We start from the raw sequence: 24,737 nt of genomic DNA, 5'->3' as shown, positions 1-24,737 counted from the left end.
AAGCGCGGCGCCAGCCATCCTGCACAGGAGAGTGCGTCGTGAACGATCGTCGTCGCAGGGTGTTCCTGCTTCCCCTTGCCGCGGGCGTGATGCTGTCCGCCTGCGCGTCCGTGGGGCCCAACGTCTCCTCGCCGGCGCTGCCCAACCTGCCGTCGGCACCGTTCCCCACCGAATTCCGCGTAGGGTCGGCCGGGCTTTCACCCGGTGCGGTGGACGCGGCGTGGTGGCGGTCCTTTGATGATCCGGTGCTGACCTCGCTGATCCAGCGCGCATGGGCGGCCAACCATGACATCGGGCTCGCCGCCGCACGCCTGGACGAAGCCAAGGCGATGCTTCGCGAGAGTCGGCAGGGCTACCTGCCACGCGGCGGCGTCGGCGTCGGCCATGAGAACCGTCGGCTCGGCGAGGTGGAACGCGGACCGGGCCAGGCGCGCCGGACCGAGACCTATAGGGCCGCCGTCGATGCCTCCTGGGAGATCGATCTGTTCGGCCGTGTCCGCCGCTCGTCGGAAGCAGCACGGGCCGACGCCGGGTCACGCGAAGCGCTGGTGCGCGATGTGCAGGCCAGCGTGGCCGCGGCGGTGGCGGCCACCTGGTTCGAGCTGGGCGGGCTGGAGGCGGAGCTCGGCGTGGTCGCCGAGATCACCCGGAGCCAGCGCGACAGTCTGCGGCTGGTCGAGGGGCTGGTGGAGGCCGGCTCGGCCAACGAGGTCGACCGCCTGCGGGCGGACGCCGCGCTGCGCGCCGTTGAGGTGGTGGGGCCCGAACTGGCGCACCGCCGCACCGTGGCCTCGAACGCGCTCGCCCTCCTGTTGAGTGAAACACCGCAGACCTTCGCCGCACCCTCGACTGTAACCGCACGCGACGCGCTGGCGGTCCGCAGGATCGCCGTGGGTGACCCCGCGGCGCTGCTGGCACGGCGTCCGGACATCGAAGCGGCGGAGTTGAGCCTGGCGGCAGCGACGGCACGCATCGGGGTGGAGACCGCGGGGCTGTATCCGCAGATCGAGGTGCAGGGGTCGATTGGCGTGGTGGCGGGCAGCCTGGGCTCCACGGGCGGCAGCTCGGCGCTGTCCAGCCTTCTGGCACCGCTGCTGCGCTGGTCCTTCCTGGATACCGGACGGGTCCGCGCCCGGATCGCGGCGAGTGAAGCACGTGCGCGTGAAGCGCTGATCCGCTACGACCAGACCGTGCTGCGCGCACTGGAGGAAACCGACAACGCGTTCGGTGCCTTCAGCTCGGCCGGCGAGGCGCTGCAGCTCCGGCTCCAGGAATCGTCCGCTACGGGTCAGGCAGCAGACCTTGCACGCGCGCAGTTCGCCCACGGGGAGGGCATCTATCTGGATGTCCTGGATGCGGAACGGGCCGACTTCGCCAGCCGGCGTGCCTTGGTGGTAGCCCGGACCAACCAGCGCCTGGCCATTGTCAGCATCTACAAGGCGCTGGGCGGTGGCTGGCTGCCCTGCACGCGGGAAGCGATCGACTGTGGTGGCGCACATGGGTGAGCGACAGCCATGACCCGACACGTCGAACTACGCTCCGCAGGACGAACCCTCGTCGTGCCGGAGGGAACCACCGTGCTGGACGCCGCGTTGGCCGCGGAGGTGGCGTATCCGCATGGCTGCCGCTCTGGCAGGTGCGGGTCCTGCCTGTCCCGCGTGATCAGCGGGAACGTCGTGCACCTGGAGCACAGTCGCTTCGCACTCACGGACGAGCAGAAGGCCCAGGGCCTGTTCCTGGCGTGCCGTGCGCTGCCGGGAAGCGACCTGGTCGCTGCCTATGCGGGTGACATCGACGCGACTCCTTCGCCCGCGATGCAACGCCTTGAATGTCGGGTGGAGGCGATCGAACGCCTGACCCATGACATCAAACGCATCCGGCTCGCCACCTGCGGCGCCAAGCTGGCGTTCAAGGCCGGCCAGTATGCGCGACTGACGTTCCCGGGCGTTCCACCGCGCGATTATTCGATGGCCGGCGGTGCGCTCGATGGCGAGCTCGATTTCCATATTCGCCGCGTGCTGGGCGGAGCCGTGACCGAGTGGATCCACGCGTCGCTGAAACCGGGAGATCCCGTGCTGGTGGAGGGGCCCCTGGGCGTCTCCCATCTGCGCAGCCAGCACGACGGCCCCATGCTCTGCATCGCCGGGGGCTCGGGCCTGGCCCCCATCCAGGCCATCGTGCATGCGGCGATCGCGGCGGGCATGTCGCAGCCGATCCATGTCTACGTGGGCGCACGCGCTCTCCGTGACCTGTACCGGGTGGCGCATTTCCAGCGACTGGCGCAGACCCGGCCCAACCTGACGTTTACCCCTGTGCTGTCCCACGATCAGCGGCAGACGATGTGGCGGACCGGCTGGGTGACCGATGCCGTGGCCCAGGATCATCCGAATGTTGAAGGGTGGAAGGCCTACGTGGCCGGGCCGCCGTTGATGGTGGATGCAGCCATGCGCGTCCTCAGGGCAGGGCGCCTGCGCCAGGACGATCTCCACGCCGATGTTTTCTTTACGCCGGAGACGGCTGCATGAACGGAAACCAATGTGCTGGCGGAGATCGCAGGGCAGGTGATTGACATTGCCACGCTGTCAACGCCGAAGGTGGTTGCTGTACCACTCAATCAGGAAAACACCATGCTTCAGTTCCACATTCCCAACATGACGTGCGGGTCCTGCGCCAGGCCGGTGAGAGATGCCCTGCTGAGCGTCGACCCGCTGGCACAGATCGAAACCGACACGCCGGCGCGACAGGTGCGCGTGGAAACCGCGCTGGACGAGGCCGCCTTCATTGCGGTGCTGGCAGAGGCGGGGTACCCGCACCAGCCGCAGCCGCGCCCGTAATTCCCTTTCTCGAGGAGAAACGTCACATGTTCATGAAACAGCTTCTTACCTTCGGCGTCGCCGCCCTCGGTACCGTGGCCGTGCCGTCTTCGGCGTCCGACGCATCGATCAAAGGCGCCTTTGCGCTTTCCGGTACGACCGAGAAGGTCATCGCCCAACTGTCCATCGAAGAAACCGGCCCGCTGTCCCGCGATCTGCTCATCACCTTCGCCGACAAAACCACCGGGAAGCGCATCGCGCAGTTTGACGAGGAGCTGACACAGGAGCTCCATGTGCTCGCGACCGACAGCGCATTCTCCACCTTCCTGCACGAACATCCCGGAAAAGCGGGACCGGACGGCCAGTTCCGGGTCGCGATGACCTTCCCCAAGCCCGGCGTTTACCATGTCTTCGCCGACGCAATGCCGAGCGGGCTGGGCCAGCAGGTGGTTCGGTTCGACGTCAACGTGAGTGCCCCCGCCGGCGCGACTTCCTCCCAGCCGGTTTCGGCCCCGAGGGAAGGGACCGATGGTCCGTATACCGTCCAGCTGGACAAGGCCGGTCTGCAGGCGGGCAAGGAAAGCATGTTGAACCTGACGGTGTTGAAGAACGGCACGCCGGCGCAGGACCTGGGCCTGTACCTGGGCGTGCCGGCGCATGCGGTGTTCGTCGGTACCGATGATCTCGCCTACGTTCATGCGCATGCAATGTCCGCCGATGCCGCCAAAGGTGCACACGGTGGACACGGCGCAGCGCATCCGCAGGCCGGACCGGTGTCGGCACGGATGATGCTCCACGCACAGCCGCCTCATGCGGGCCGATATGCACTCTGGATCCAGTTCATGGCGAGTGATGAAATCCGCACGGTGCCGTTTGTCGTGGATGTTGCGAAGGGCTCGTAGGCCACCGGTTCCAACCTCTCTGTAGCCGTGGCCGGGGTCAACCCCCGGCCACACCTGTTGGCGCACAGCGCTGGTAGATCTATTGCTTCACGCTGGACGGGCTCGCCTTCCTGCCACGAAGCAGCAGGCTGCCAGCCGCGCAGCCCAGCATGGCGACTCCCGCCACCAGGAAGGCGTCGCTGTAGGCAAGCAGCAGCGCCTCACGATGGATGATCCGGTCCAGCATCGCGAAGGCCTGCTGCCGCTCCAGTGCGAGGCCACTGCCGTAGAGGGCCGTCGCACTATCCACCGGCACCTTCGCCAGCATCCTGACCAGCTCGACCACACGCACCTGGGTCGCCTCCGCGAACGGCGACACTGATTCCCCGATGTGCAATGCATGCAGCCGTTCCCGGGTCACGATGAACTGGCTGGCCACGGCGATGCCGATGGCACCGCCGACATTGCGCACCATCGAGAACACCCCCGCCGCCGAACCCAGTTCCGCGCGCTCCAGTCCTTCCACGGCCATCACGCTGAGCGCGACCACGATCAGCGATTGGCCGATGCCGCGTACGATCAGCGACGGCACGATGACGTTGCTCGCCGCATTGGCGTCCAGGTGGATGTTCATCAGACAGCCCACCGCCATGATGACGAAGCCCAGCACGATGGCCGTTCTTACGCTTGTGCGTCTCATCAGCGGCGGCGTAGCGAAGGACATGATGAACTGCACGATGCCGTAGGGAATCATGGTCAGCCCGATCTGGCGCGCGTTGTAGCCATGCACGTCGGAAAAGTAATTGGGAATGAGGAATACCACCCCGAACACCACGGCGCCGAAGGTGAACTGCATCAGGCTGGCCAAGCCGAAGTTGTAGCTGGAAAGCAGTCGCAGATTGAGGAACGGCTCCTTGCGGCGAAGCTCGATGACGACGAATGCCACCAGGCCCACGGCAGCGACGAGGGAGGCCTCCATGATGAACGACGACGAGAACCAGTCCTTGCGCCCGCCTTCTTCCAACATGATCTGCAGTGCGGACAGACCCAGCGCCATGGCGATGATCCCACCCCAGTCACCCTTCCTGAACTTCTCCAGCGCCATCGGCTCCGGCCGGATCGACCAGCCGATCGCAGCCAGAAGCAGCAGCCCGGGTGGGACCTGGAGATAGAAGATCGCGCGCCAGGAATAGGCATCGGTCAGCCAGCCGCCCAGCGAGGGCCCCGCGGCCTGTGCAACGTTGTTTGCAATGGCGAACAACGCCATGCCGAAGGGATGCTTCGAGGAGGGCAGCTCGGTCACGATGAGCTGGAAGGAAAGCGGGATGAGGACGCCGCCAAAGGCACCCTGCAGTGTGCGCGCCAGGATCATTGCGTTGATGTTGGGCGCTATCGAGCAGGCCATCGAGAAGATCACGAAACCAGCAGCCCCTACCATCAGGACGCGACGGACGGTGAACACCGCCGCCAGCCACGCCGCCAGCGGAATCACGATGATCTCCGCCACGAGATAGGCGGTGGTGATCCACGAGCCTTCTTCGAAGGTGGCGCCCAGCGAGCCGCGCACATCGGGCAGCGACGCATTGGTGACATGGACGTTCATGCCCGCCATGAAACACCCGACCACGCCGCCGATCACCGCGACCCAGGAGCGCAGGGAGACTGATTCTTCGCCAGGCAGTGCAGTGGCGGCGGTCATGGATTGGATTCCGGTCGGGTATTGATTGAAGCCACGACCGACATTCCCGGCCGGAGGCTGGAGAGCGTCGGCTGGTCGGCATCCACGGCGATGCGCACTGGGATGCGCTGCACGATCTTGGTGAAATTCCCGGTGGCGTTATCCGGCGGCAACAGCGCAAACTGTGCGCCGGATGCAGGCGCGAAGCTCTCGACGCGGCCTTTCAGCACTCCGCCACCCAGCGCATCGACCTCGACTTCCACACGCTGGCCGGGTGTGACGCCCTCCAGCTGTACTTCCTTGTAGTTGGCGATGACGTAGACCTCGTTCGGTACGATCGCCATCAAAGGGCTGCCCGGACCGACGTACGCTCCCACCCGCGCGGCACGTTGGCCGATGGTTCCCCCCATCGGCGCGCGGATCACCGTGTGTTCAAGATCAAGGTTTGCCAGCGCCAAGCCGGCTTCGGCCTGCAACAACGCTCCGCGCGCCTCATCCAATGCGGCGGCGGATCGTTGTCGCTCTGTCGCCAGTACCTTCGCAAAGGCTCGGCTCGCTTCGGCGGTGGCACGCGCGGCCTGCACCGCGGCCTCTGTACGCGTCGCACTGGCGTCGGCCGCTTCCAGGTGCCGCGCATCGGAGGCCTGTTGATGCTCCAGCGCACGTTCACGACGATACTCCAGGGTCGCTTGGCGATGATCAGCCTGGCGCGCCTGCACGTCTGCGGTGGTCGCGGCGATCACACTGCGTTGCCGCTCGCCTTGCGCATCGAGATTGGCAATGGTCGCGTATTGCGCGTCCAACGCTGCCTTTGCGGCCGCGACCGCACCCTCGGCTCGGGACACGCGCATGCGGTAGTCCCGATCATCGAGCGTCGCCAACACATCTCCTTTGGCGACGCGCTGGTTGTCGCGCACCCCCACGTTGACGATGTAGCCGGTGACGCGCGGACTGATGGTGGCGATGTCAGCCCGGACATAGGCGTTATCGGTGCTGACCATGAAGCGGCCGGCCGTCCACCATCGAATGCCTGCGCCACCGGCAGCCAGCAGGCACAGCGCGATCGCGCCTATCGCCGCGGGGCGGCGTGCCTTGCGGAGCAGCGAACCGGACGCATCGGCATGTGCGCTGCGGGAAGGAGTTGTATTGGTCATGTTGGCTATCAGAGGAGGGGGGAAGGGGGTTCAGCGCGCCGCATCGACAGCGCGAGTGATCACAGGTCGGCGTACCGCGGGCGCCTGTTCCCAGCCGCCACCGAGGGAGCGGAACAAGGCCACCTGGTCCGAGGCAACGTCGGCCTCCGCCGAGGCGAGCATCGCTTCCGCCTCGACATTCCGTCGCTGCGCATCCAGCGCATCCAGTTCACTTATCGCGCCGGCGCTGCGGCCCACCCCGGCCAGGCGGACGGCCTCGCGGCTCTGCTGGGCAGCCGTAGCCAGGGCGCTCTGCCGGCGCACTGCCGCCGCATAGGTGGCGAGCGCCTGCTTGACGTCTTTGAGTGCCGTCAGGATCACGGCGTCGAAGCGTGCAAGTGCGGCCACTTCCTGGGCCTCGGCCTTGGCTATCTGCGCACGCGCGGCGTTGCGGTTGGGAAAGTGCCAGGACAGTGCCGGCCCCACACCCCAGACGATCGAGCCGTGGTCGCGCATGCCGTCCACGGTCGGCGCGGAACTGGCAACGGAACCCAGGATGGACACTGTCGGATACAGACTGGCCATGGCTACGCCGATGCGCGCGGTACTGGCCTCAAGCCGCCGCTCCGCCTCGCGGATATCCGGCCGGCGCTGCAGCAGTGCTGTCACGTCTCCGATCGGGATCGGTGCCGTCAATCGAGGCACGCTGACACAGCCCGTCGCAGGGGTGGACAGATGATCCGGGGGACGTCCGGTCAGCACGGCCAGTTCGTACAGCGCATTCTGCCGCGCGGCCTCGATGGCCGGAATTGCTGCACGTGCCTGTTCCATCAGCGCCGCCGAGCGCGCGACATCCAGTGACGTCGTGCCACCCGCATCACGCAGCGCGGTCTTCAGTTCCAGGCTGCGCGTGACTACGGCGAGCGACCTTTGCGCCACTTCTGCGCGCGCGGCGAAGCCACAGCTGTCCAGGTAGGCACGCGTCGTTTCGGCGGCTACGACAACGCGAACACTGTCTTCAGCGGCCAGGGTTGCCGCCTCGTCGGCGTGGGCGGCCTGGATGCTCCGGGCGATCTGGCCAAACAGGTCGAGCCGCCAGCCTGACGAAAGCCCCGCGGTGTAGCGCGGTCCGGTGCGTACCCCGGTTTGATCCAACGCGGCTGCGATCTGGTCACTGACCGTGCTGCCATACCCGATGTCGCTGGACACGGTGGTGACTGGCAGGCGACTGTCCTGGCGTTCCAGGAGCACCGCGTGGGCTTCGGCTAGATTCGCCGAGGCCACCCGCAGGTCGCGGTTGTTCTGCAGCGCCTCGCTGACCAGCGCATCCAGCGTGGGGTCCTGATAAAGGCTCCACCATCGAGGCACGGTGGGCAGGCCCACGCTGGTGCTGTCTGATGGGTTCAACGATGGCGCTGCGTCGAGGGTGGAACGGGGGGAGCGCGTTGGACCCACGGCGCATCCGGAGAGGGCGGTGGTAGCCAGCAAACACAACAAGAAGGGACGGGGAACGATCATGGACGAGGGGCTTGTGGGTGTCGTGGAGCCAAGGCATCCATGACACCAGCCTCACGTCTGTCCTTCTCCCGCCTGGCGGACTACCATCGTCGAGATATGGACAAAAAACGCACTGTCAGCGATTGCCACGCCACCGACCGCCCCGTCGCAGCCCTGGCCACTCGGCATCCCCATGGTGAACATATCCGTCCGCACAGCCACGCGCGGGCGCAGTTGATCCATGCACTAAGCGGCGTGTTGACGGTCGTCAGCGCTGCTGGAAGCTGGGTGGTGCCGGCCGGTAGGGCGGTGTGGATGCCTGAAAATGTCGTCCACGGAATCCACATCGCCGGCAATGTCGCCATGCGGACCCTCTACCTTGCACCGCAGGTGCGGCCGGGCCTTCCCTCCCACTGCGAGGTCATCGAGGTATCCGCGCTGCTGCGTGAGGCCATCATTGCTGCTACCGCGATCCGCCTGGATTACGGCAATGGGGGGCGCGACCAGCGCGTCATGGACCTGATCCTTGACGAGATCGAAGTGGCTCCCCGGCTTCAACTGCATGTCCCGCTGCCGCGCAATCTCAAGCTGCTGCGCCTTTGCGAACGAATGATCGCCGAGCCCGCTGAACCGGTAACGCTGGAAGGCCTGGCGCGCGAGATGAACACAAGCGTGCGAACGGTGGCGAGGCTGTTCCATCGAGAAGTCGGCATGAGTTTTGGCGACTGGCGGCGGCGAATGTGCCTGCTGCTCAGCCTGCCGCGTCTCGCCTCGGGCGTCTCCATCCTCGAGGTCTCGCTGGAGCATGGGTATCAGAGCCCAAGCGCGTTCTCGGCCATGTTTCGCCGCTCTCTCGGGGTGTCACCAACGGAGTATCTGGTCTCCAAAGTGTGAGGTTTTCGGGCTGGGCCGACGAGGAGGATGTCCTTCACGCTCCCTCTACGTCGCCCAGCTTCAACTGAATGCCGGTCATGGCTTTGGCGTAAAGGCCGCTATAGTCCGAACACCCCATAAGAAGGAGGCAGTGCAATGATTCTGACCAAACAACACCTGACGACCGCGCGTACGCTTGCTGTGGCGCTTGTCGCTACCGTGGGCCTGAGTGCCTGTGCGACCTACAAAGACGAGTTTGCAACGATCAACTCCCGCCTCGACCAGCTCGACGTGAAGGTGCAGGGCGCGGCGCAGAGCGCAGAGTCCGCCAATCAGTCGGCGCAGCAGGCCAACCAGCGTCTCGATCAGATCGAGGGCCGCGTCCAGCAGCTCGAACAAGCACCGCGTCGCAAGCCGCGCGGCTGATCGTTCCCGCACCATGTATCACGCAAGTAACGTGTGAATCGGAAACCAGTGGCCTTTGCGGGCCACTGGTTTCCTGTGGTTGTGCAGTCTTCAATGCAAGGAATTGTCCCATCCGTACGCACTCATACCCTGTAACCCGGGCCCTGCGTGGCGCATTGGCCGTGGCGCTGGCGTTCACGAGCATCGGCGTGGCCAGCGCCGAGGATGCGCCCGCTCAGCCAGCCGCCGCCGTCGATGAGCTTCCGCAAGGGCAGAACGTGTCCGAGACCGTGATTGAACTCGCGGGATGGATCGTCGCGAGCAAGGACAGCCAAGGCTATCCGTTCGCGATCATGGACAAGGCCGCTGCGCAGATCCTGGTCTTCGACGGCGAAGGTCGGCTTCGCGGCGCCGCGCCGGGGCTGTTCGGCTCGGCGACCGGCGACCATATCGCGCCGGGGATCGCCGGTCTCGCCCTGCGCGAAATTCCAGGCCGGGATCGCACGACGCCCGCCGGGCGCTTTGTGGGCGGCTTCGGGCCGTCCATCGACGCGGGCCGCGTCCTGTGGGTGGACTACGATTCCGCCGTCTCCATCCACCCGACGGCGACGGGCGTCCCGAAAGAGCGACGCGCCGAGCGGCTGGCATCGGCGTCGCCGGACGACAATCGTGTCACCCATGGCTGCATCAATGTCTCGCCGGCGTTCTACGAGCAGATCATCCAATCCACGTTCGAGCGCGGCGGGGTGTTCTACGTGCTGCCCGACAAAGCCTCGATAGCGGAGACCTTCCCCGAGTTCGCGAAGAGTCGCGCGACCGCGCAGGCGAAGGATGGAGCAGACGCGGGTGCCACCGGCAAGTAGGCCGGCGTAATCGGCCAAGGCCGTCACGCACCCCCCGTTGCTGTCATGGGTCGAGCGATGCCTCAAAACTGTAGGGGTCGCCCGGATCCGGAAAGTGCAACAGATAGCGCGCGATGCGCGTGCTGCCGTCGGACAGCAGATAGTCCACCTTCAGGCCGGTCGGATGGTTTTCCTGCTCATCTCCCAGGTAGGCATTGCTGGGATAGCTGAACCCACCACGGGGCGCTTCCCGGACGGCCACGCAGGTGCCAAACAGCGGCGGCAGGATGTACAAGCGATCACTGTGCAGCAGGAGCACCGTCGTGTAGCGGACGCTCGCGCCACTGCCGGCGTGCCGGACATCCAGACACACCGAGCTGCCGCGCTGCCAGGCTGTCACGTCTGCGACGCGCTCAGGATGGATGTGCGCGCCGCTGGCCCGTCGCTCTGGTCCGAGGCTGACGGCGCTGCCCAGCGACCAGCGCCGCGCACCCACCATCACGGCGTCGCCATCGAAGGCAACGTCGGGCGTTCCCTTCGGTGGCGACATGGCCAAATCGCCCGGCGTGGTCCACAGCGGCTGATCGTAGCGCCGCAGTGCCTGGCGCATCGAGGTCACCCAGATGCAGTGTCGCGGCGATTCGGCGCAGGGCAGCGCCAACGGTGTCCCCGAGTCCGGGAACAGGTTGCCGCCAAGCGATCGGTAGAAGTCGGCATAGGCCGTGAACGGAACGGGCGCGGCATGGGCTGCCGCTGACAGGACCACACTCACCAACCCAACCAACGCGCGATGGAGGGGGATCATTCTGCATTCCATGCGGGCGGTGGCATCCATGATGTCGCGGTTGCTGCATACGGTGCTCACTGTAACCGGCACGCGGCCCGGCACGCCAACGCTGATGGGCGGATGGGGCCGCTTGGCGGCCGCAGCGCCGCTGACTCTGCTAGCGCGCGGCGGGATTCAGGAACAGACGTGCGCCATCGGATTCCCGGCGCCCCGACCAGCGACCGCCGCCAGATGGACGGAAGCGGCCGATGACCTGGTTGTTGCTGTCGGTGAGCAGCAACTGGTTGCCTGACATCAACCACCGCGACGCCTGGAAAAATCCATCCGGGCAACCTGCAGGCACGTAGGCGCCGTATCCGCCCAGCCAGGGGTTGTCCTTCAATTGGACGGTACACGTCTCACCGCTCTCCTGGCCGAGCGTCCAGTTTCCGATCATGTCGGTCGCCGGGCCCGAACTGTCGCCCCGATGGTGTTCGTAGCTACGGCCATGGTCATCGGCCCACTCTCCCTCGTCATTGAGGTCGACGCCCACATAGGCGCGCGTGCTCCGGCTTCGTGTCGCTGAGCTGCTGCTGGTCTGCTCGGTGACCGTACCGAGGTTGCCGAACGCCGCACTCCCGTTCTGGTCCGCGCCTGCATCGTCAATCTGGCCGGCATCGGACTGACGGGTCGACGTGGTCGAGGAAGCGCCGGTTTGTTGAGTGGAGATGGTCTGCTGCTGGACGCCGAGAGAGGCGTCCTGGCCGAAGGCCACACTGGCAGTGAGACACAGCCCACAGCAGATCAGGGTACGTGCGGGTAAAGGAACAGATGCCATCGCTGAAATCTCCAGTGAGACAGCGGGGTGGGGGGTGCTGTGAGGGTGCGGCATGCCGGCCAAGCGGAGCACGCGGGCCGTGAGTACGTCGCGAAAGTGGCCGAACGTCTTCCCGCACGCGGTGGCGACATGATTATTCATGATCCGTTCACGGACTTTTCACTCCGTCGCGTCGTTAATTGGCCCGTGGCCGATCGGCGCCACTTCGTATGGGTGGTACCCCTCATGCAGACCAAGTCGATTGGCGCTGTCGCCCTGCTTTCTGGTGCTCTGATGCTGGTTGGGTGTGGTACGTCCCAAATCAAGGCGTGGAGCAGACCGGGCGCAAGCGAAGAGCAGAAACAGCGCGACCTTGCAGAGTGCGATTACGACGCTTCCAAGGCCACGATCGGGGATGGAAAAGCCCCCAAGAGTACTGACGATGCGGTAGGCGAGGGCGTCGTCCGCGGAATGGAAAAATCGGATCTCATCAAGAAGTGCATGCGAATCCGCGGTTACGGCGGGTGAGCGTGGCGCACCCGATCGACCTTACCCCCAACCTGCAAGGACATGCTATGCGCCGTGTGACTTCCCTTGCTTTCCTGCTCTGCCTGGTTCCCCTGTATCAGGCTGCCGCTGGTGAAACGGTTGAATGCGCGTCGCGTCATTTTGAGTACAACGAATGCAGTGCGGGACCGCTGAGATCCCCGCAGCTTGTACGACAATCTTCTTCCAGCGCCTGCATCGTCAACAGATCGTGGGGCTTCAACAGGCGGAGCGGTTACCTCTGGGTGTCGGACGGCTGCGCCGGCGTGTTTGCGGATGTCGGCGGCTATCACCACGGCAGGGGTGATGGATATGACGCCAATACGCGTCGCTATGATGACCGTGGCCATGACGTAGGCGCGGTAGCAGCCGGCGTGGTGCTCGCTGCGCTGTTGGCCGGAGCGGCCGACGACGATTCCCATAAAAGCCACAAGCATCACAGCAGCACCTACGACGGTTGCCATGGCAATGGTTGCCTCGTCGACAACCCAGACGCGATCGACACGCGGCCTCAGTTCGACAAGGACGGAAATCCGAACTTCGACACCCATGGCAATTATCAGGGCTGCCACGGTGAAGGCTGCAAGGTCGACAACCCGGATGACAATAACTGACGCGCCTACGCAGAATCGGATCAAGCCGCTCGGGGGCATGGGTGGCAGGCATCAATACGCCCCGAAATGCCCCTCCAGTATGTCGATGCGCGACGTGTCGACCACGGCGGCGACGTACCCGTCCGGCCGGATCAGCAGCCACTCGCCCGGTTGCACGCCATAGGCCTCGACGAAGTGCCCCTCGACATCGTGCAGGTCGCCAGACGGGCCGATGACGTGGACGCGCAACCCCGCACGCGAGGGGGCGTTGGACCGATCGCAGGCGTAGCCGAGCAATGTCCAATGCGTTCCGCGCAGCACGTCGAACAGGCGTACGCGCTGTCCACCCGCGCCCTCCATCGGCGCATCCGGCGCCCGACTGCCCGGCGCGATGCGCCCGCTACCGGCGTCGGCAGGCAGCGTGAGTGACGATTCTGGATAGGCGAGATCGAGCTGCTGCACGTCGCGTCCGCGGCGGTTGTCGCCGCGCTGGGCCTGGGCGAGCAGCGTCGTGGCAAGCCCGAGCATCGAGGCTGCAATGGGGCGGCGCTCTTCCTCGTAGGTATCCAGCAGGGCCTGCGGTGCACCCTTCAACACTGCGGCCAGTTTCCAGCCGAGGTTGTAGGCATCCTGCGCGCTGGTGTTCAGGCCCTGGCCGCCCGTCGGCGGATGCGTGTGGGCGGCGTCGCCGATGAGGAACACGCGGCCGTCCCGGTACCGGTCGGCCAAGCGCGCGTTCATCCGGTACGCCGACGCCCAACAGACATCGAGCACCGCGAGATCGTCGCGGCCAGTACGCATGCGCACCATGTCCGCCAGCCCGTCGACGGAAAGATCCACGTCACCGTCGAGCGGCACGGGGGCCTGCAGCTGGAACAGCGCCGTTCCCATGAGCGGGCACAGCGAGATGCGCCGCGCCATGTCGTCCTCGTTGAAGCTGTGCCAGGCATCGCGCGGCAGTCCCTTCAGGACGATGTCGGCCACCACCGCGCGCACGCCCAGTGTTTTGCCCGGGAAGCCGATGTCCAGTGCCTGCCGCACGAAGCTGCGGCCGCCATCGGCGCCGACCAGATAGCGCGCCTGAAGCGTCTGCTCGCCGGTGGGAGTGGCAAGACGAACGGTCACGCCGTTGGCGTCCTGCTCGAAGCCGATCAGTCCATGCCCGAACTCGACGCGGTGGCCCAGCTCGGCCAGACGATCGCGCATCACGGCCTCGGTCAGGAACTGCGGAACCATCAGCGGCTGGCGGTAGGGTTCGGCCGGCGTGGCCGGTGCGCCCTCGATGACCGCCGTGTCGATGCTGCTGCCATCGGCGCGATGGATCCGGGACACAGGGTAGGGCCCACCGACCGCGAACAGCCGATCGAGGATGCCCATGTCCTCGAAGACTTCCTGGCTGCGCGGCTGGATGCCCTTGCCGCGTGAGCCATGGAAGGGCTGTTCCCGCTGTTCCACCAGGCGGAATGCAACGCCGCGGCGGGCCAGTTCGATGGCCAGGGTGAGGCCGGCAGCGCCGGCACCGCAGATCACTACTTCAGGGGTCGTCCCCATGTCGCCGCTCCAGGTGTGTGTAATATGCACTTGCTTGGAGGGGATGCTATGCCTGCGAAAAAGAAGGTGCAAGATACACATAATTCGGCCGCGCTGAAGTCGCTGCACCTGTCCATGGTCAGCCTCGCCAGCGTGATGAATCGGCCGCGCAACGATGAGCGGCTGATCCAGGAGGCTGCGGTGACGCTGGACCAGGCCCTGTTCCGCCTGCTGGTGGTGATCGAGCGGGTCGGCCCCATCGGCGTGGTGGACCTGGCCGACCGGCTGGGCCGCGACTACACCACCATCAGCCGGCAGGTCGCCAAACTGGCGGCGATGGAGCTGGTGACACGTCGTGGAAACCCAGAAGACCGCCGCATCCGTGAGGCGACCATCGCGCCGAAGGGCAAGGACATGACCGATCGGCTGGACGCGGCACGCGAGCGGATCGGCAGGGAGATCTTCGCGTCGTGGTCCGCGCAGGATGTATCGGAGCTGGTCCGTTTGATGGCACAGTTCGCCAGCGCGCTGGAAGCCCGCGAGCGGGAGCCGTAACGACGCACCGCGGACCTTTCAGCCCCTCCGCCCGTCGCTTGGACGCCCCTGTCAGAACCTCAAGGCATCACACGTGAAAGGACTCCTGCTGCTTCCGCTGCTGCTGGCGGTGTCGTTACCCGCCAGTGCCATCGTCATCCGCCACGATGTGGAGGATGCTGCGTACCGCGTTCCTGCCAGCGAGTTTCCCGCTCTCGTGGACATGCCCGGCGAGGGTCACGGCGCGCTGATCGCACCACAGTGGGTCCTGACCGCCGCGCACACGCTGCCGATGCATGCCGGGCTCAAGCAGGTGGTGATCAACGGAACCGCGCGGGAGGTTGAGCGCGTCATCACCCATCCGGGCTACAGGACCCTGCCGCAGACGTTGATCGATCAGGCCATGGCCAGTGGCGAGGCGATGTTGATCGTGGTGTTTCTCGCCTCGGGCGATGATGTTGCGCTGATCCGGTTGAAGGCGCCGGTCATGGACGTAACGCCGGTGGCCCTGTACAGCGACAGCGACGAGGCCGGTCAGATCGCGAAAATCCTGGGGAAGGGCGCAACGGGTACCGGCGCCACGGGGCATTCTCCCAACGGCCCCAATCGCACCGAGCTCCGGCGTGCGTTCAACCGGATCACCAGTGCCTACGACCGCTGGCTCTGCTACGTGTTCGACGAACCGCCGGAAGCGTTGCCCCTCGAGGGCGTGCTGGGCAACGGCGACAGCGGTGGCCCGGTGCTCATCGAGCGCGATGGCCAGTGGCTGCTGGCCGGGCAGGGAGCCTGGAAGGTCGTGCAGGGTAATGTGCTGACGGCTCGACCCGGGCGCTATGGCCAGGTGACCTGCAATGTGCGGATGAGCCACTACGCGGGTTGGATTCAACGCGTGATGACCGAGCAGCCGTAGGCAGTGTGATCTGGACGTTGCGCGTCATGCCAGTGGCGAGCGTCGCCACGCAACGTGCGGTGCATCACGTGTGGACCGTCCGTGGCCCACACGCACCCTGCTGGGCAGATCAGCCCGCCTGACCCAACCGCACCTTCAGCTGATCGATTTCCGCCTCGCTGACGCCGATGGACTTCAGGTAGCCCTCGGCACCGCCGTAATGCTGATGCAGGGCCACCAGGAACATCTCCATGTTCTCCGGCGCGGTGCCCGACATGCCGGCCATCTTCCTGCCGATCTCCGGGTTCTGTCTGATCAGTTCCACGATCTGCGCGTTCATCGCGCTGTCCTTGGGCTGGCCTTCCAGGTAATGCGCGGAGATCGCATAGTTGTGCACGATGTCCGCGCGCGGAACGCCGGCCAGGTCGAGCAGCAGCCCGGCGATGATGCCGGTACGGTCCTTGCCGGCGGTGCAATGGAACAGCACCGTGCCGTCGCGCTCGGCGGCGATGCGCTGGAAGACCTGCTTGAACTGCGGCTGGCTGTGATCCAGCCATTGCACGTAGGCCGCGCCGAGCGAGTCCGGGAACGTCGTCATCATTTTCTGCAGGTCCATCTTCTCGGTCCCCATCAGCGAGGTGCGCTGGTAGGCGAAGCGGGCATCGTCGGCCAGCAGGTCCGGCGACTGCGCCTGCTCATCGGCGGTGCGCAGGTCGATATCCAGCGTGACGCCGGCGGCGGCCAGTGCGTCGCGGTCGGCGGCGGTCAGGCGACCGAGGTCCGAGGTGCGCACGAACGCGCTGGCCGGGATCGGCCCATGGGTGCCCTGCAGGCCGGCAAACGTGCGGGTGTTCCATGCGCCCTGCAGCGGAATGACGCGCTGTGCGTCGGCGGCGACCGGCTGCACGTTGGTGGTGCGCGCGGCGGCGGTCGCAGTCTCGGCGACGGGCGCGCGGGCCAGTGCGATACCGGCGCCGGTGAGCATCGGCAGGCTCAGGGCCATGGCAAGGGCGAGTGGGGTGCTTCGGTTCTTCATCGGAATCTCCAGGGCGATCAGAAGGTGACGGTGACGTCCAGGCCATAGGTGCGCGGATCATTGAAGATCCCGCTCTGGCCGAGGGACGCGTTGTTGAGCTTGTAGAACAGGTGTTCTTCGTCGAGCAGGTTGCGCGCCCACAGCGAGACGGCCAAGGTCGAGCCCGTGCTGTTGAGGGGGACGTCGATCAGCGCCACGCGGGCGTTCACGATGAAGGAGCTGTCGGTGAGCATCTGGTCGTACTCGCTGGTGTAGTAGCCGTCGGACCAGTTGCCGTCGAGGTGGAACTTGAGCGCGGAGAAATTGGCGAACGGCAGCAGGTAGTCCAACGACACGCTGCCAGCGTTCTTCGGCGCCAGCAGCGGCGGCACGGTGACCTGCACGCCCGCGCCGAACGGGTCGACCGCGCTCTGCGCATCGATCCGCGTGTAGGCGTAGTTCAGGCCGACGGTGAGGTTGTCCACCGGTATCACGTTGAATTCCAGCTCCGCACCGCGCGAGGTGCCGTTGCTGAGCGCGTTGGTGGTTACCATCGTGGTGCGGGTCTCGCCGCTGTTGGGATCGAAGGGCAGCGAGAAATCCATCTGCTTGTGCCCGATCTTCGAATCGAACAGCGCGAGGTTCAGGCGCGCGCGGTTGTCCCAGAACTGCGACTTGAAGCCGAGCTCGAGCGCGGTGACCTCTTCCGGGGCGAAGGCGGTGTAGGTCGTGGAGCGCGAGTTGGCGCCGCCGGCCTTGAAGCCGGTGCTGTACTTGGCATACACCATCGCGTTTTCGCCGAGGTCGTAGGCGATGTTCACCATCGGGTCGAAGCGTCCCCACGCATCGTCGAAGGCAAGATCGGTGGCCGCGCCGTTGACGATGTACAGGCTGCCCTTCTTGTCATCGCGCGTATAGCGGCCACCGGCGGTCAGGTGCAGACGCTCGAGGGAGGCCGGCGTCCAGGTGGCCTGGCCGAAGATGCCGAGGCTGTCGGTCCACGCCTTGCTGGCACGATCGACGCGCACGTTGCCCAGGTTCAACGGGTTGGTGGCGGGATTGAGCGTGTAGCTGTTGCCGCCCGGCCCCCACAGCAGCATGTTGGGGGTCTGCGCGTTGTCGCCGGCGGTTTCGTGATAGTAGAAGGCGCCCGCCAGGAACTGGACCTGCGAGGTGGTGCCGATCAGCTGGAACTCCTGGCTGTACTGGTGCTGGTAGACCTGGGCCAGGCTGTAGCGACCGAACGGCGTGTTCGGGCCGCCATAGGCGGAGATCGCGTCGACCAGGCCCATGTCGAACTGACCCTGGGTCAGTTCGCGGTAGGAGCTGATCGACTTCAGTTCCAGGCTGTCGCTGAGCGTCCAGCCGAGGTTGAGCAGGTGGCCGCTGGTGCGGCCGATGTTGTCTTCCTGCGGGCCACCGAGAATGGCGGAATCACGTCGATCTTCGCTGGCGCCGGCTTTCTGCAGCGGGCTCACGTAGGGGCCCGGGACCAGCAGCTGGGTGTGGTACGGCGTGGTGGCATCGTAGGAGCGGTCGAAGGCATACAGCGCGGAGAAGTCGTCGCTGGGCTGCCACAGCGCGGTGATCCGGGCGCCGCGCTTGTCGTAACTGTTGAAGTCGCGCTCGCCGCGCATCGGGTTGTCGGTGGTCCCGCCGCGCGTGGCCTGCACGGCGTCGATCTTGAAGCTGACATCACCCACTTTCGGCAGGTCCAGGTGCAGGCCGGTGGTGTAGCCGCCGTAGTTGGAGACGCCTGCGCTCACGCGGCCACCGAACTCGCCGGTGGGCTGTCGGGTGACGATGCTGAGTGCGCCGCCTTCGGTGTTGCGGCCGAACAGCGTGCCCTGCGGCCCCTTCAACACCTCGATGCGCTCCACGTCGTACAGCATGCTGCCCAGGCCCTGCGCGCGGCCCATGAACACACCATCGACATACACGCCAACGCCCGCATCGCGTGCCGGCTGGTTGGCATCACCGGAGGCGCCGATGCCGCGGATGCCGATGTTAAGTGCCGAGCTGCGGGTCGCGAACGGGGTGACCCGCAGCGAGGGGATCGAGCCATCGGACAGGCTGCCGATCGAGATCGCGCTGCGGTCTTTCAGTGCTTCGGCATCCACCACGGAGACCGAGATCGGGGTGTCCTGCAGATTGGTGGCACGCTTCTGGGCGGTGACGACCACCTGATCCAGCGCGACGACGTCGCGGGCGGCGCTATCGATGGTCGTGGCGGTATCCGCGTCGTTGGCCAGGGCGAGGCCGGGCAGGGCGGTGGCGATGGCGAGGGCTAACAGGTGGCGGTGCAGCTGGGCGTGGCGCATCGGAATGTTCATGGAAGGAGGGGGCCGGCGCAGTCTGGGCGCGCAAAATGACAGATGAATGACCGTTCATTCAGCCGCCGGCTGTCGTACCATCCTTCCTCAACTGGACGCCTGCCATGACGAGCAATGACGCTTAATTCCCTTTCCGCCGCCGCCGATGACACCGCCGCCGCCCGTGCGGAAGCGCAGCGACAACGCATCCTCGATGCCGCGCAGCGCTGCTTCATCGCCCGTGGTTTCCACGCCGGCTCGATCAGCGACATCGCCGCGGAGGCGGAGATCAGCCAAGGCTTGATGTACCGCTATTTCCAGAACAAGCGCGCACTGATCCTGGCCTTGATCGAACGGCAGCTCGCCCACGACGAGGAGGCGATCGGACACATGCCGGCCGCCGCCGATCTGGTCGACGGGCTGCTGCGCTGCTACCAGCTGTGGGCGCGCGGCGAGACACTGGAGACCCGCGGCAATGCCATCGCCAATGTCGCGCTGTATGCGGAGATCACCGCCGAAGCGCATCGCGATCCCGTGGTGGCCGAGGTGCTGCGCCGGCACGACAGGCTGACCAGTGCGGCGATCACCGCGTGGTTGCGGCAGCACGACATCGCGCGCGGCCGCACCCCCGAAGACGCCGATCTGGAACGCCGCACGTTGTTGATGCGGTTGCTGGTCGAGGGCCTGGCGATGCGTGCGGTACGCGATCCGGACCTCGCGGCGGAGACGGTGCGGGGGCTGCTGGCGGTGGCGATTGCGAGCGTGCTGGCCGAGTGAGCCCCGGTCACATGGAATTCACGGCGGCGCGCGGTTAATCCGGCCGTGGCGGACCTCGCCACCTGCCTGTGATCGGAGCCGTCATGTCTACCAACGTCATCCACGCATCTGCTCCGGCGGTATACCAATGAACACGCGCGCTGCGATGCGTGTTCTTTCCGCACTCCTCCTGGTTTGTGGGTTGCTTCCGGTGGCGTCGTCGCATGCAGAGGCGCCGAAAGGCCCGCCCAAGGCAGCGGCGGCGCCGCATACGTCCGATGGCATGTCCTGCGACAGCCCGAACCAGTCGCAGGCCGGGCTCAACCAATGTGCCAGCAACAGCGCGCAGAGCGCCGATGCCGAGCTCAATCGGATCTATGCCAAAGTGCTGGCGCTCAATGCCCAGGACACGGTGTTCCTGGAGCGATTCAAGGCAGCGCAGCGTGCCTGGCTGGTGTTCCGCGATGCCCAGATCGCCGCGCGGTATCCGTCTCCAGAAGATTACGGAAGCGTTCTGCCGATGTGCCAGAGCGGCGAGTACGAGCAGCTGACCCTGGATCGGATCAAGCAGCTCAAGGCCTGGGTTGACGGGGTCGAGGAGGGTGACGTCTGTGCCGGGTCCTACCCCATGAGTGGACGCTAGAACGGCAGCCATTTAACGGGACGGTACAGCGCCGTGCGCACACTGGTTTCCTCTGCAACGCCCCTCATGCACCGGAACCGGAGATCCCATGTCCTTCAAAGCCCTTCTCGCCACGCGAAGCGATGACAGCATCACGGCTGGCGTCGTCGACCTGACCGAACAGGATCTGATGCCCGGCGACGTGACCGTTGCCGTGGAGTATTCCACGGTGAACTACAAGGACGCGCTGGCGCTGAGCGGCCGTTCGCCCGTGATCCGTACCTTCCCGCTGATCCCCGGCATCGATCTGGCCGGCGTGGTCGAGACCTCCGGCCATCCGGGGTACGCCGCTGGCGACCGTGTGCTGGTCAACGGCTGGGGCTTGAGCCAGACCCATCACGGCGGCTATGCACAGAAGGCGCGCGTGCCGGGCGAGTGGCTGGTGAAGATTCCCGAGGCCTTCTCCAGCCGCGACGCGATGGCGATCGGCACCGCCGGCTATACCGCGATGCTGTCGGTGCTGGCGTTGGAACATGGCGGCGTATCACCGGACCAAGGTGACATCCTGGTCACCGGCGCCAACGGTGGTGCCGGCTCCATCGCGATCGCGCTGTTGTCCGCGCTCGGCTACCGGGTGGTCGCCTCGACCGGCCGGCTGGAGGAGTCCGACTATCTCAAGGCGCTGGGCGCGGCCGAGATCATCGACCGCGCCACGCTGTCCGAACCGGGTGCGCCGATCGCCAAGGAACGCTGGGCGGGTGCGATCGATGCGGTGGGCAGCCGCACCTTGGCCAACGTGCTCGCACAGACCCGCTATCGCGGTGTGGTGGCGGCCTTCGGTCTGGCCCAGGGGGCCGATCTGCCGGGCTCCGTGCTGCCTTTCATCCTGCGCAACGTGACGCTGGCCGGCATCGATTCGGTCAACGCGCCCTACGCAGCGCGCGAGCAGGCGTGGACGCGCCTGGCCACCGATCTCGACCTGGGCAAGCTGGCCCGCACCACGCAGGTGATCGGACTCGCCGAGGTGCCCGCACTTGCGGGGCAGGTACTGCAGGGCCGCGTACAGGGGCGCACCGTGGTGGACGTCAACGCGTGATCCGGCCCGCACACGCGGCCGACGGGCAGCACGCGCCTGCGATTGATCAGCCCGCTACGCCGGCGGCGGATGGGCGCCCTGCAGCGGCTTGACCAGCTGTTCGGCCATGGCCTTGTAGATCGGCACGCGGCACACCAGGCCGGAGACGCCGCGCGCGATCAGCACCGTCGCCAGAATGGGCAGCAGCATGTCGCTGCTGTCCGTCAGTTCCAACGAGATGACGGCGGAGGTCAGCGGTGCCTGGGTCACCCCGGTGAGGTAAGCACACATCCCCAGCAGGACGAAGATGCGCTCATCGACCGAGGGCATGATGGCGGCGAGGTTGTGGCCCAGGCCGGCGCCGACGGCCAGGGCGGGCGAGAACAGCCCGCCGGGAATGCCGGCGACATAGGAGACCAGATTGGCGAAGAGTTTCATGAGGCCGAACTCGTGGCCGACCGAGGGCGCGCCCTGGACCAGCCCCCTGGCCTGCTCGTAGCCGGTGCCGAAGGCGCCCGCACCAAAGGCCGCCGCCAGCAGGACCAGGGCGAGCCCGCACAGGGCGGCCAACAGGACGGGATGCCGCTGCCGCAGCTGACCCAGCCAGCGTGGCCGGCCTGCCATGGTCAGCAGTACGGCGTTGGCGAACACGCCGCCGAGCAGGCCTGCCACGACGCCGCACAGGACGATCGCCAGCCAGGCCTGGCCGAGCGGCAGGGTCGCGGTGACTTTGCCGAAGTAGGTGTAGTTGCCGAGCAGGCCCAGGGATACCACGCCACCCACGATGACCGCGGTCAGCAGCGTGCCGGAGAAGCGGTGCTCGAAACGGCCGCTGAGCTCCTCGATGGCAAACACAATGCCCGCCAGCGGCGTGTTGAACGCCGCCGCGATACCGGCGGCGCCCCCGGCCAGCAGAAAGTGCGACAGCTCTTTGGGATCGCGGAATCCGAACCATCGCCCGAACATGTACATCACGCTGGCGCCGACATGCACGGTAGGGCCCTCGCGGCCCACCGAGGCGCCCCCGAGCAGGGACAGGGTGGTCAGGGCGAGTTTGCCTGCCGATACCCCCAGCGAGAGGTTGTCCCGCCGAAACGCCGGTGTCGGCACATCGAGCGCCGCGATCACCTGCGGAATTCCGCTGCCCCGCGTGGGTTTGAGTGCGCCACTGGTCAGCCATGCCAGCAGCGCGAAGACCGCCGGGGTCACCAGCAATGCCCACCAGATCGAGTGGGCGATGATCGACTGGAACACCCTGAAGGCGGCGTCGCTGGCCTTGGCGAACACGATCGCGACCAGGGCCACGGCCACCGCACCGCCCCACAAGGCCGCACGGCGTTTCCACGCATCCCTGGAAAGAAGAGGGCGTTGAGGGTCGGGTGAGGTCATGCACCGCATTGTCTCACGGCGATCCGCCGGTCTTTTTCACTGAATCTGTCGGTTTGCGCGCGCATTGCGGGCATGCGTCGCTCGAGTTTCCATGCGCACTTCAAGTCGGTCACGGCGATGAGCCCGCTGGAGTTCAGGGCGCAGTTGCGGAAGCGGGAGGCGCGTTCGCGGCTGTTCGGGATGCCGCCGGCGACGGATGCGCAGAGACTGAGGTTGGCCGACGCATGAGCGTTGGCGTGCCAGTTGCGGCGGGATGTAGCGGGAGGAGCTGCGGGACACCGTGGTGTGGCCGCACTCCCATGTTGCCCGCGCAATGAGCGGGTAGACCCGCCGGTCAGACCGGGGCGAAACCGCGGGTAGTCTTCTTTTCGTTCTTCTCCGCCTTCTTTTCCTTGGCGGTCTTGGCAGGTTTCTTCTTCTGCTCTTTCTGTTTGTTCAGGCCTTTGGCCATGGCGACGCTCTCCAGTTGGTTGCAACGGGGCGAGCATGGCACATCCGGTGGCGGACAGGGCGCCAGGACGCGTCGGCCGCCTTGGTGATATCAACGGTTGCTCGGGCATGTCTTCGTCACGACGCCCGGCGCGACCTCCCCACACTGCGCTCCGCCTGCGGCGGCGTCCCCCGGCCCATCCTCCGTCTCGCCGTCCACGGCATCCACGCCGGCCAGTTGCCGGGCCAGTGCAACATTGGTGATGTGCCCCTGCAGAAAAAGCAGTCCGCCGAACAGGTTCATGCGCCTATCTCCACTTGAATGGAGTTGACGATAAGTTCAGGATGCGGGCGTAAAAAGCGATATTCCTGCAAGCCACCCTTGAGCTGAGATCAAGTCAGATGTCCCGACCACCGCTGCAGGCGCTGCAGAATTTCGTCACCGCGGCGCGGCTGGGCAACCTGACCCGCGCGGCCGAGACGGTGAACCTCACGGTCAGTGCCCTCAGCCACCAGATGCGGCAACTGGAGCAGCGCCTCGGCTATCCGTTGTTGCTGCGCCAGCCACGCGGTGTGCGGGTCACGCCGGAAGGGCAGCGGTTGCTGGATCAGGTCGCACCCCATCTGGACGCGATCGGGCAGGCGTTCCAGCCGTTCGCGGCGCGCCATGACCGGGTCCTGACGGTGAGTGCGCTGCCTTCGATGGCCTCCAACTGGCTGGTGCCGCGACTGGGCAGGTTCGTCGCCGCCTATCCGCAGATCGAGATCAATCTGGAGTCCAGCGAACGCCTCACTGATTTCGCACGCCAGTTGCAGATCGACGCGGCGCTGCGCGTAGGTGCAGGCCAGTGGCCGGGGTTGACCGCCGAGCCGATGTTCGACGAGTGGCTGGTGCCGATGGCCAGTCCTGCACTCGTACAGCAGATGGGCGGTGTGGATGGTCAGCCCATCTCGCACTGGCCGCTGCTGGGCGACCCGGATGGTGAGTGGGACCGGTGGTTTGCGCTGGTCGATGACATGCCACCGGCGCGCTATGTGGCGATGCTCAATGATTCCGAAGCGCACCATCGCGCCGCGCTGGATGGTATCGGCGTTGCGTTGGGGCGGGTGACGCGGGCGCGCCTGCTGCTCGATTCCGGGCAATTGATCGCGCTGTCACCGCACCGTCTGAAAACGCGCTGGTCGCACTGGCTGGTGTACCCGCCGCGATCGGCGACGCATCAGGGCTTCCTGGCCTTTCGCGATTGGCTGCACGCCGAAGCGGCCGAGCATGCATTGCACATGCGTACCGCGGGCTAACTGTGGAACGGGGCTGAGGGTTGGTCGTGGGAATCGATGACCC

The 24,737-nt window shown here is 66.2% G+C and carries 25 protein-coding genes and 1 pseudogene; 16 read left to right on the top strand and 10 right to left on the bottom strand.

The genetic code is table 11. The features are described 5' to 3' along the window. Positions 1-38 precede the first annotated feature (38 nt). Genes AB9O74_RS04030 through AB9O74_RS04015 form a run of 4 tightly spaced genes read left to right on the top strand, consistent with a single transcriptional unit; the run spans position 39 to position 3,715 of the window. Positions 39-1,505, top strand: coding sequence for an efflux transporter outer membrane subunit (locus AB9O74_RS04030; protein ID WP_369348526.1), 1,467 nt, complete (start codon positions 39-41; stop codon positions 1,503-1,505). A gap of 9 nt (positions 1,506-1,514) precedes the next feature. Continuing rightward, entirely contained in the window at positions 1,515-2,525 is a 1,011-nt protein-coding gene (locus AB9O74_RS04025) for a 2Fe-2S iron-sulfur cluster-binding protein (RefSeq protein WP_369348525.1), read from the top strand. A gap of 12 nt (positions 2,526-2,537) precedes the next feature. Next, the gene (locus AB9O74_RS04020) at positions 2,538-2,834 is read left to right on the top strand and encodes a heavy-metal-associated domain-containing protein (RefSeq protein WP_369348524.1); all 297 of its coding nucleotides are present in this window, start codon (positions 2,538-2,540) and stop codon (positions 2,832-2,834) included. Between the two features lie 26 nt (positions 2,835-2,860). Next, positions 2,861-3,715 carry a hypothetical protein gene (locus tag AB9O74_RS04015; RefSeq protein ID WP_369348523.1) on the top strand — a complete coding sequence of 285 codons (855 nt, stop codon included), beginning with the start codon at positions 2,861-2,863 and terminating at the stop codon, positions 3,713-3,715. Between the two features lie 79 nt (positions 3,716-3,794). Here AB9O74_RS04015 and AB9O74_RS04010 read toward each other — a convergent pair whose 3' ends face one another. Genes AB9O74_RS04010 through AB9O74_RS04000 form a run of 3 tightly spaced genes read right to left on the bottom strand, consistent with a single transcriptional unit; the run spans position 3,795 to position 8,023 of the window. Next, positions 3,795-5,393 (bottom strand): DHA2 family efflux MFS transporter permease subunit, encoded by a 1,599-nt coding sequence (locus AB9O74_RS04010; protein ID WP_369348522.1) that lies wholly within the window; start codon positions 5,391-5,393, stop codon positions 3,795-3,797. Further along, positions 5,390-6,526: an HlyD family secretion protein gene (locus tag AB9O74_RS04005; RefSeq protein ID WP_369348521.1), complete on the bottom strand. Its 1,137-nt coding sequence runs from the start codon at positions 6,524-6,526 to the stop codon at positions 5,390-5,392. Before AB9O74_RS04005 ends, AB9O74_RS04010 begins: the two co-directional genes overlap by 4 nt. A 30-nt stretch (positions 6,527-6,556) precedes the next feature. Then, entirely contained in the window at positions 6,557-8,023 is a 1,467-nt protein-coding gene (locus AB9O74_RS04000) for an efflux transporter outer membrane subunit (protein ID WP_369348520.1), read from the bottom strand. A 96-nt stretch (positions 8,024-8,119) separates the two neighbouring features. Between AB9O74_RS04000 and AB9O74_RS03995 the strand changes: the two genes are divergently transcribed. From AB9O74_RS03995 to AB9O74_RS03985, 3 genes are all read left to right on the top strand, one after another. Beyond that, the gene (locus AB9O74_RS03995; protein WP_369348519.1) at positions 8,120-8,896 is read left to right on the top strand and encodes a helix-turn-helix domain-containing protein; all 777 of its coding nucleotides are present in this window, start codon (positions 8,120-8,122) and stop codon (positions 8,894-8,896) included. A gap of 135 nt (positions 8,897-9,031) precedes the next feature. Further along, positions 9,032-9,301 (top strand): hypothetical protein, encoded by a 270-nt coding sequence (locus AB9O74_RS03990; RefSeq protein ID WP_088433391.1) that lies wholly within the window; start codon positions 9,032-9,034, stop codon positions 9,299-9,301. 155 nt (positions 9,302-9,456) lie between these two features. Next, positions 9,457-10,143 (top strand): L,D-transpeptidase, encoded by a 687-nt coding sequence (locus tag AB9O74_RS03985; RefSeq protein WP_176988692.1) that lies wholly within the window; start codon positions 9,457-9,459, stop codon positions 10,141-10,143. 43 nt (positions 10,144-10,186) lie between these two features. Here the strand turns inward: AB9O74_RS03985 and AB9O74_RS03980 are convergent, their stop codons facing one another. Beyond that, entirely contained in the window at positions 10,187-10,957 is a 771-nt protein-coding gene (locus tag AB9O74_RS03980; protein ID WP_369348518.1) for a hypothetical protein, read from the bottom strand. A gap of 109 nt (positions 10,958-11,066) precedes the next feature. Next, positions 11,067-11,867 carry an AprI/Inh family metalloprotease inhibitor gene (locus AB9O74_RS03975; protein WP_369348517.1) on the bottom strand — a complete coding sequence of 267 codons (801 nt, stop codon included), beginning with the start codon at positions 11,865-11,867 and terminating at the stop codon, positions 11,067-11,069. 84 nt (positions 11,868-11,951) lie between these two features. Here AB9O74_RS03975 and AB9O74_RS03970 point away from each other — a divergent pair, with 84 nt between their 5' ends. Together AB9O74_RS03970 and AB9O74_RS03965 are read left to right on the top strand one after the other, a co-directional pair. Continuing rightward, positions 11,952-12,233, top strand: a complete 282-nt coding sequence (locus AB9O74_RS03970) for a hypothetical protein (RefSeq protein ID WP_369348516.1) — start codon at positions 11,952-11,954, stop codon at positions 12,231-12,233. A gap of 47 nt (positions 12,234-12,280) precedes the next feature. Further along, on the top strand, positions 12,281-12,865 hold the full coding sequence (locus tag AB9O74_RS03965) for a DUF3011 domain-containing protein (RefSeq protein WP_369348515.1): 585 nt from the start codon (positions 12,281-12,283) through the stop codon (positions 12,863-12,865). Between the two features lie 51 nt (positions 12,866-12,916). On the opposite strand, the gene AB9O74_RS03960 is transcribed toward AB9O74_RS03965, so the two are convergent. Further along, positions 12,917-14,395, bottom strand: coding sequence for an FAD-dependent oxidoreductase (locus tag AB9O74_RS03960; protein ID WP_369348514.1), 1,479 nt, complete (start codon positions 14,393-14,395; stop codon positions 12,917-12,919). Between the two features lie 66 nt (positions 14,396-14,461). Here AB9O74_RS03960 and AB9O74_RS03955 point away from each other — a divergent pair, with 66 nt between their 5' ends. After that, positions 14,462-14,929 (top strand): MarR family winged helix-turn-helix transcriptional regulator, encoded by a 468-nt coding sequence (locus AB9O74_RS03955; protein WP_369348513.1) that lies wholly within the window; start codon positions 14,462-14,464, stop codon positions 14,927-14,929. Between the two features lie 73 nt (positions 14,930-15,002). Then, on the top strand, positions 15,003-15,818 hold the full coding sequence (locus tag AB9O74_RS03950) for a trypsin-like serine protease (RefSeq protein ID WP_369348512.1): 816 nt from the start codon (positions 15,003-15,005) through the stop codon (positions 15,816-15,818). Between the two features lie 109 nt (positions 15,819-15,927). Here the strand turns inward: AB9O74_RS03950 and AB9O74_RS03945 are convergent, their stop codons facing one another. Continuing rightward, positions 15,928-16,833, bottom strand: coding sequence for a tyrosine-protein phosphatase (locus AB9O74_RS03945; protein ID WP_369348511.1), 906 nt, complete (start codon positions 16,831-16,833; stop codon positions 15,928-15,930). Positions 16,834-16,850: 17 nt separating this feature from the next. Beyond that, complete coding sequence (locus tag AB9O74_RS03940; RefSeq protein ID WP_369348510.1) at positions 16,851-19,145, bottom strand: TonB-dependent receptor; 2,295 nt, start codon at positions 19,143-19,145, stop codon at positions 16,851-16,853. A gap of 114 nt (positions 19,146-19,259) precedes the next feature. Between AB9O74_RS03940 and AB9O74_RS03935 the strand changes: the two genes are divergently transcribed. From AB9O74_RS03935 to AB9O74_RS03925, 3 genes are all read left to right on the top strand, one after another. Further along, a complete protein-coding gene (locus AB9O74_RS03935; RefSeq protein ID WP_369348509.1) occupies positions 19,260-19,901 on the top strand; it encodes a TetR/AcrR family transcriptional regulator in 642 nt (213 codons plus the stop codon). Positions 19,902-20,028: 127 nt separating this feature from the next. Beyond that, positions 20,029-20,523 carry a lysozyme inhibitor LprI family protein gene (locus tag AB9O74_RS03930; RefSeq protein WP_369348508.1) on the top strand — a complete coding sequence of 165 codons (495 nt, stop codon included), beginning with the start codon at positions 20,029-20,031 and terminating at the stop codon, positions 20,521-20,523. 88 nt (positions 20,524-20,611) lie between these two features. Then, the gene (locus AB9O74_RS03925; protein ID WP_369348507.1) at positions 20,612-21,598 is read left to right on the top strand and encodes an MDR family oxidoreductase; all 987 of its coding nucleotides are present in this window, start codon (positions 20,612-20,614) and stop codon (positions 21,596-21,598) included. A 54-nt stretch (positions 21,599-21,652) separates the two neighbouring features. Here AB9O74_RS03925 and AB9O74_RS03920 read toward each other — a convergent pair whose 3' ends face one another. Continuing rightward, positions 21,653-22,966 carry a chloride channel protein gene (locus tag AB9O74_RS03920; protein WP_369348506.1) on the bottom strand — a complete coding sequence of 438 codons (1,314 nt, stop codon included), beginning with the start codon at positions 22,964-22,966 and terminating at the stop codon, positions 21,653-21,655. A 57-nt stretch (positions 22,967-23,023) separates the two neighbouring features. Here AB9O74_RS03920 and AB9O74_RS03915 point away from each other — a divergent pair. Beyond that, positions 23,024-23,194: pseudogene (locus AB9O74_RS03915) on the top strand (AraC family transcriptional regulator); the annotation flags it as partial. Positions 23,195-23,507: 313 nt separating this feature from the next. On the opposite strand, the gene AB9O74_RS03910 reads toward AB9O74_RS03915, so the two are convergent. After that, positions 23,508-23,699, bottom strand: a complete 192-nt coding sequence (locus AB9O74_RS03910) for a hypothetical protein (RefSeq protein ID WP_346477475.1) — start codon at positions 23,697-23,699, stop codon at positions 23,508-23,510. Between the two features lie 98 nt (positions 23,700-23,797). Here AB9O74_RS03910 and AB9O74_RS03905 point away from each other — a divergent pair, with 98 nt between their 5' ends. Then, positions 23,798-24,694, top strand: coding sequence for a LysR substrate-binding domain-containing protein (locus tag AB9O74_RS03905; RefSeq protein ID WP_369348505.1), 897 nt, complete (start codon positions 23,798-23,800; stop codon positions 24,692-24,694). The last annotated feature ends 43 nt before the right edge of the window (positions 24,695-24,737 follow it).

It is taken from the genome of Stenotrophomonas sp. JAG2 (assembly GCF_041080745.1).
In the GTDB taxonomy this organism is placed as follows: domain Bacteria; phylum Pseudomonadota; class Gammaproteobacteria; order Xanthomonadales; family Xanthomonadaceae; genus Stenotrophomonas; species Stenotrophomonas maltophilia_AA.
Note: the sequence above shows the minus strand (reverse complement) of the source record. Positions and strands in the feature narration are given on the sequence as shown.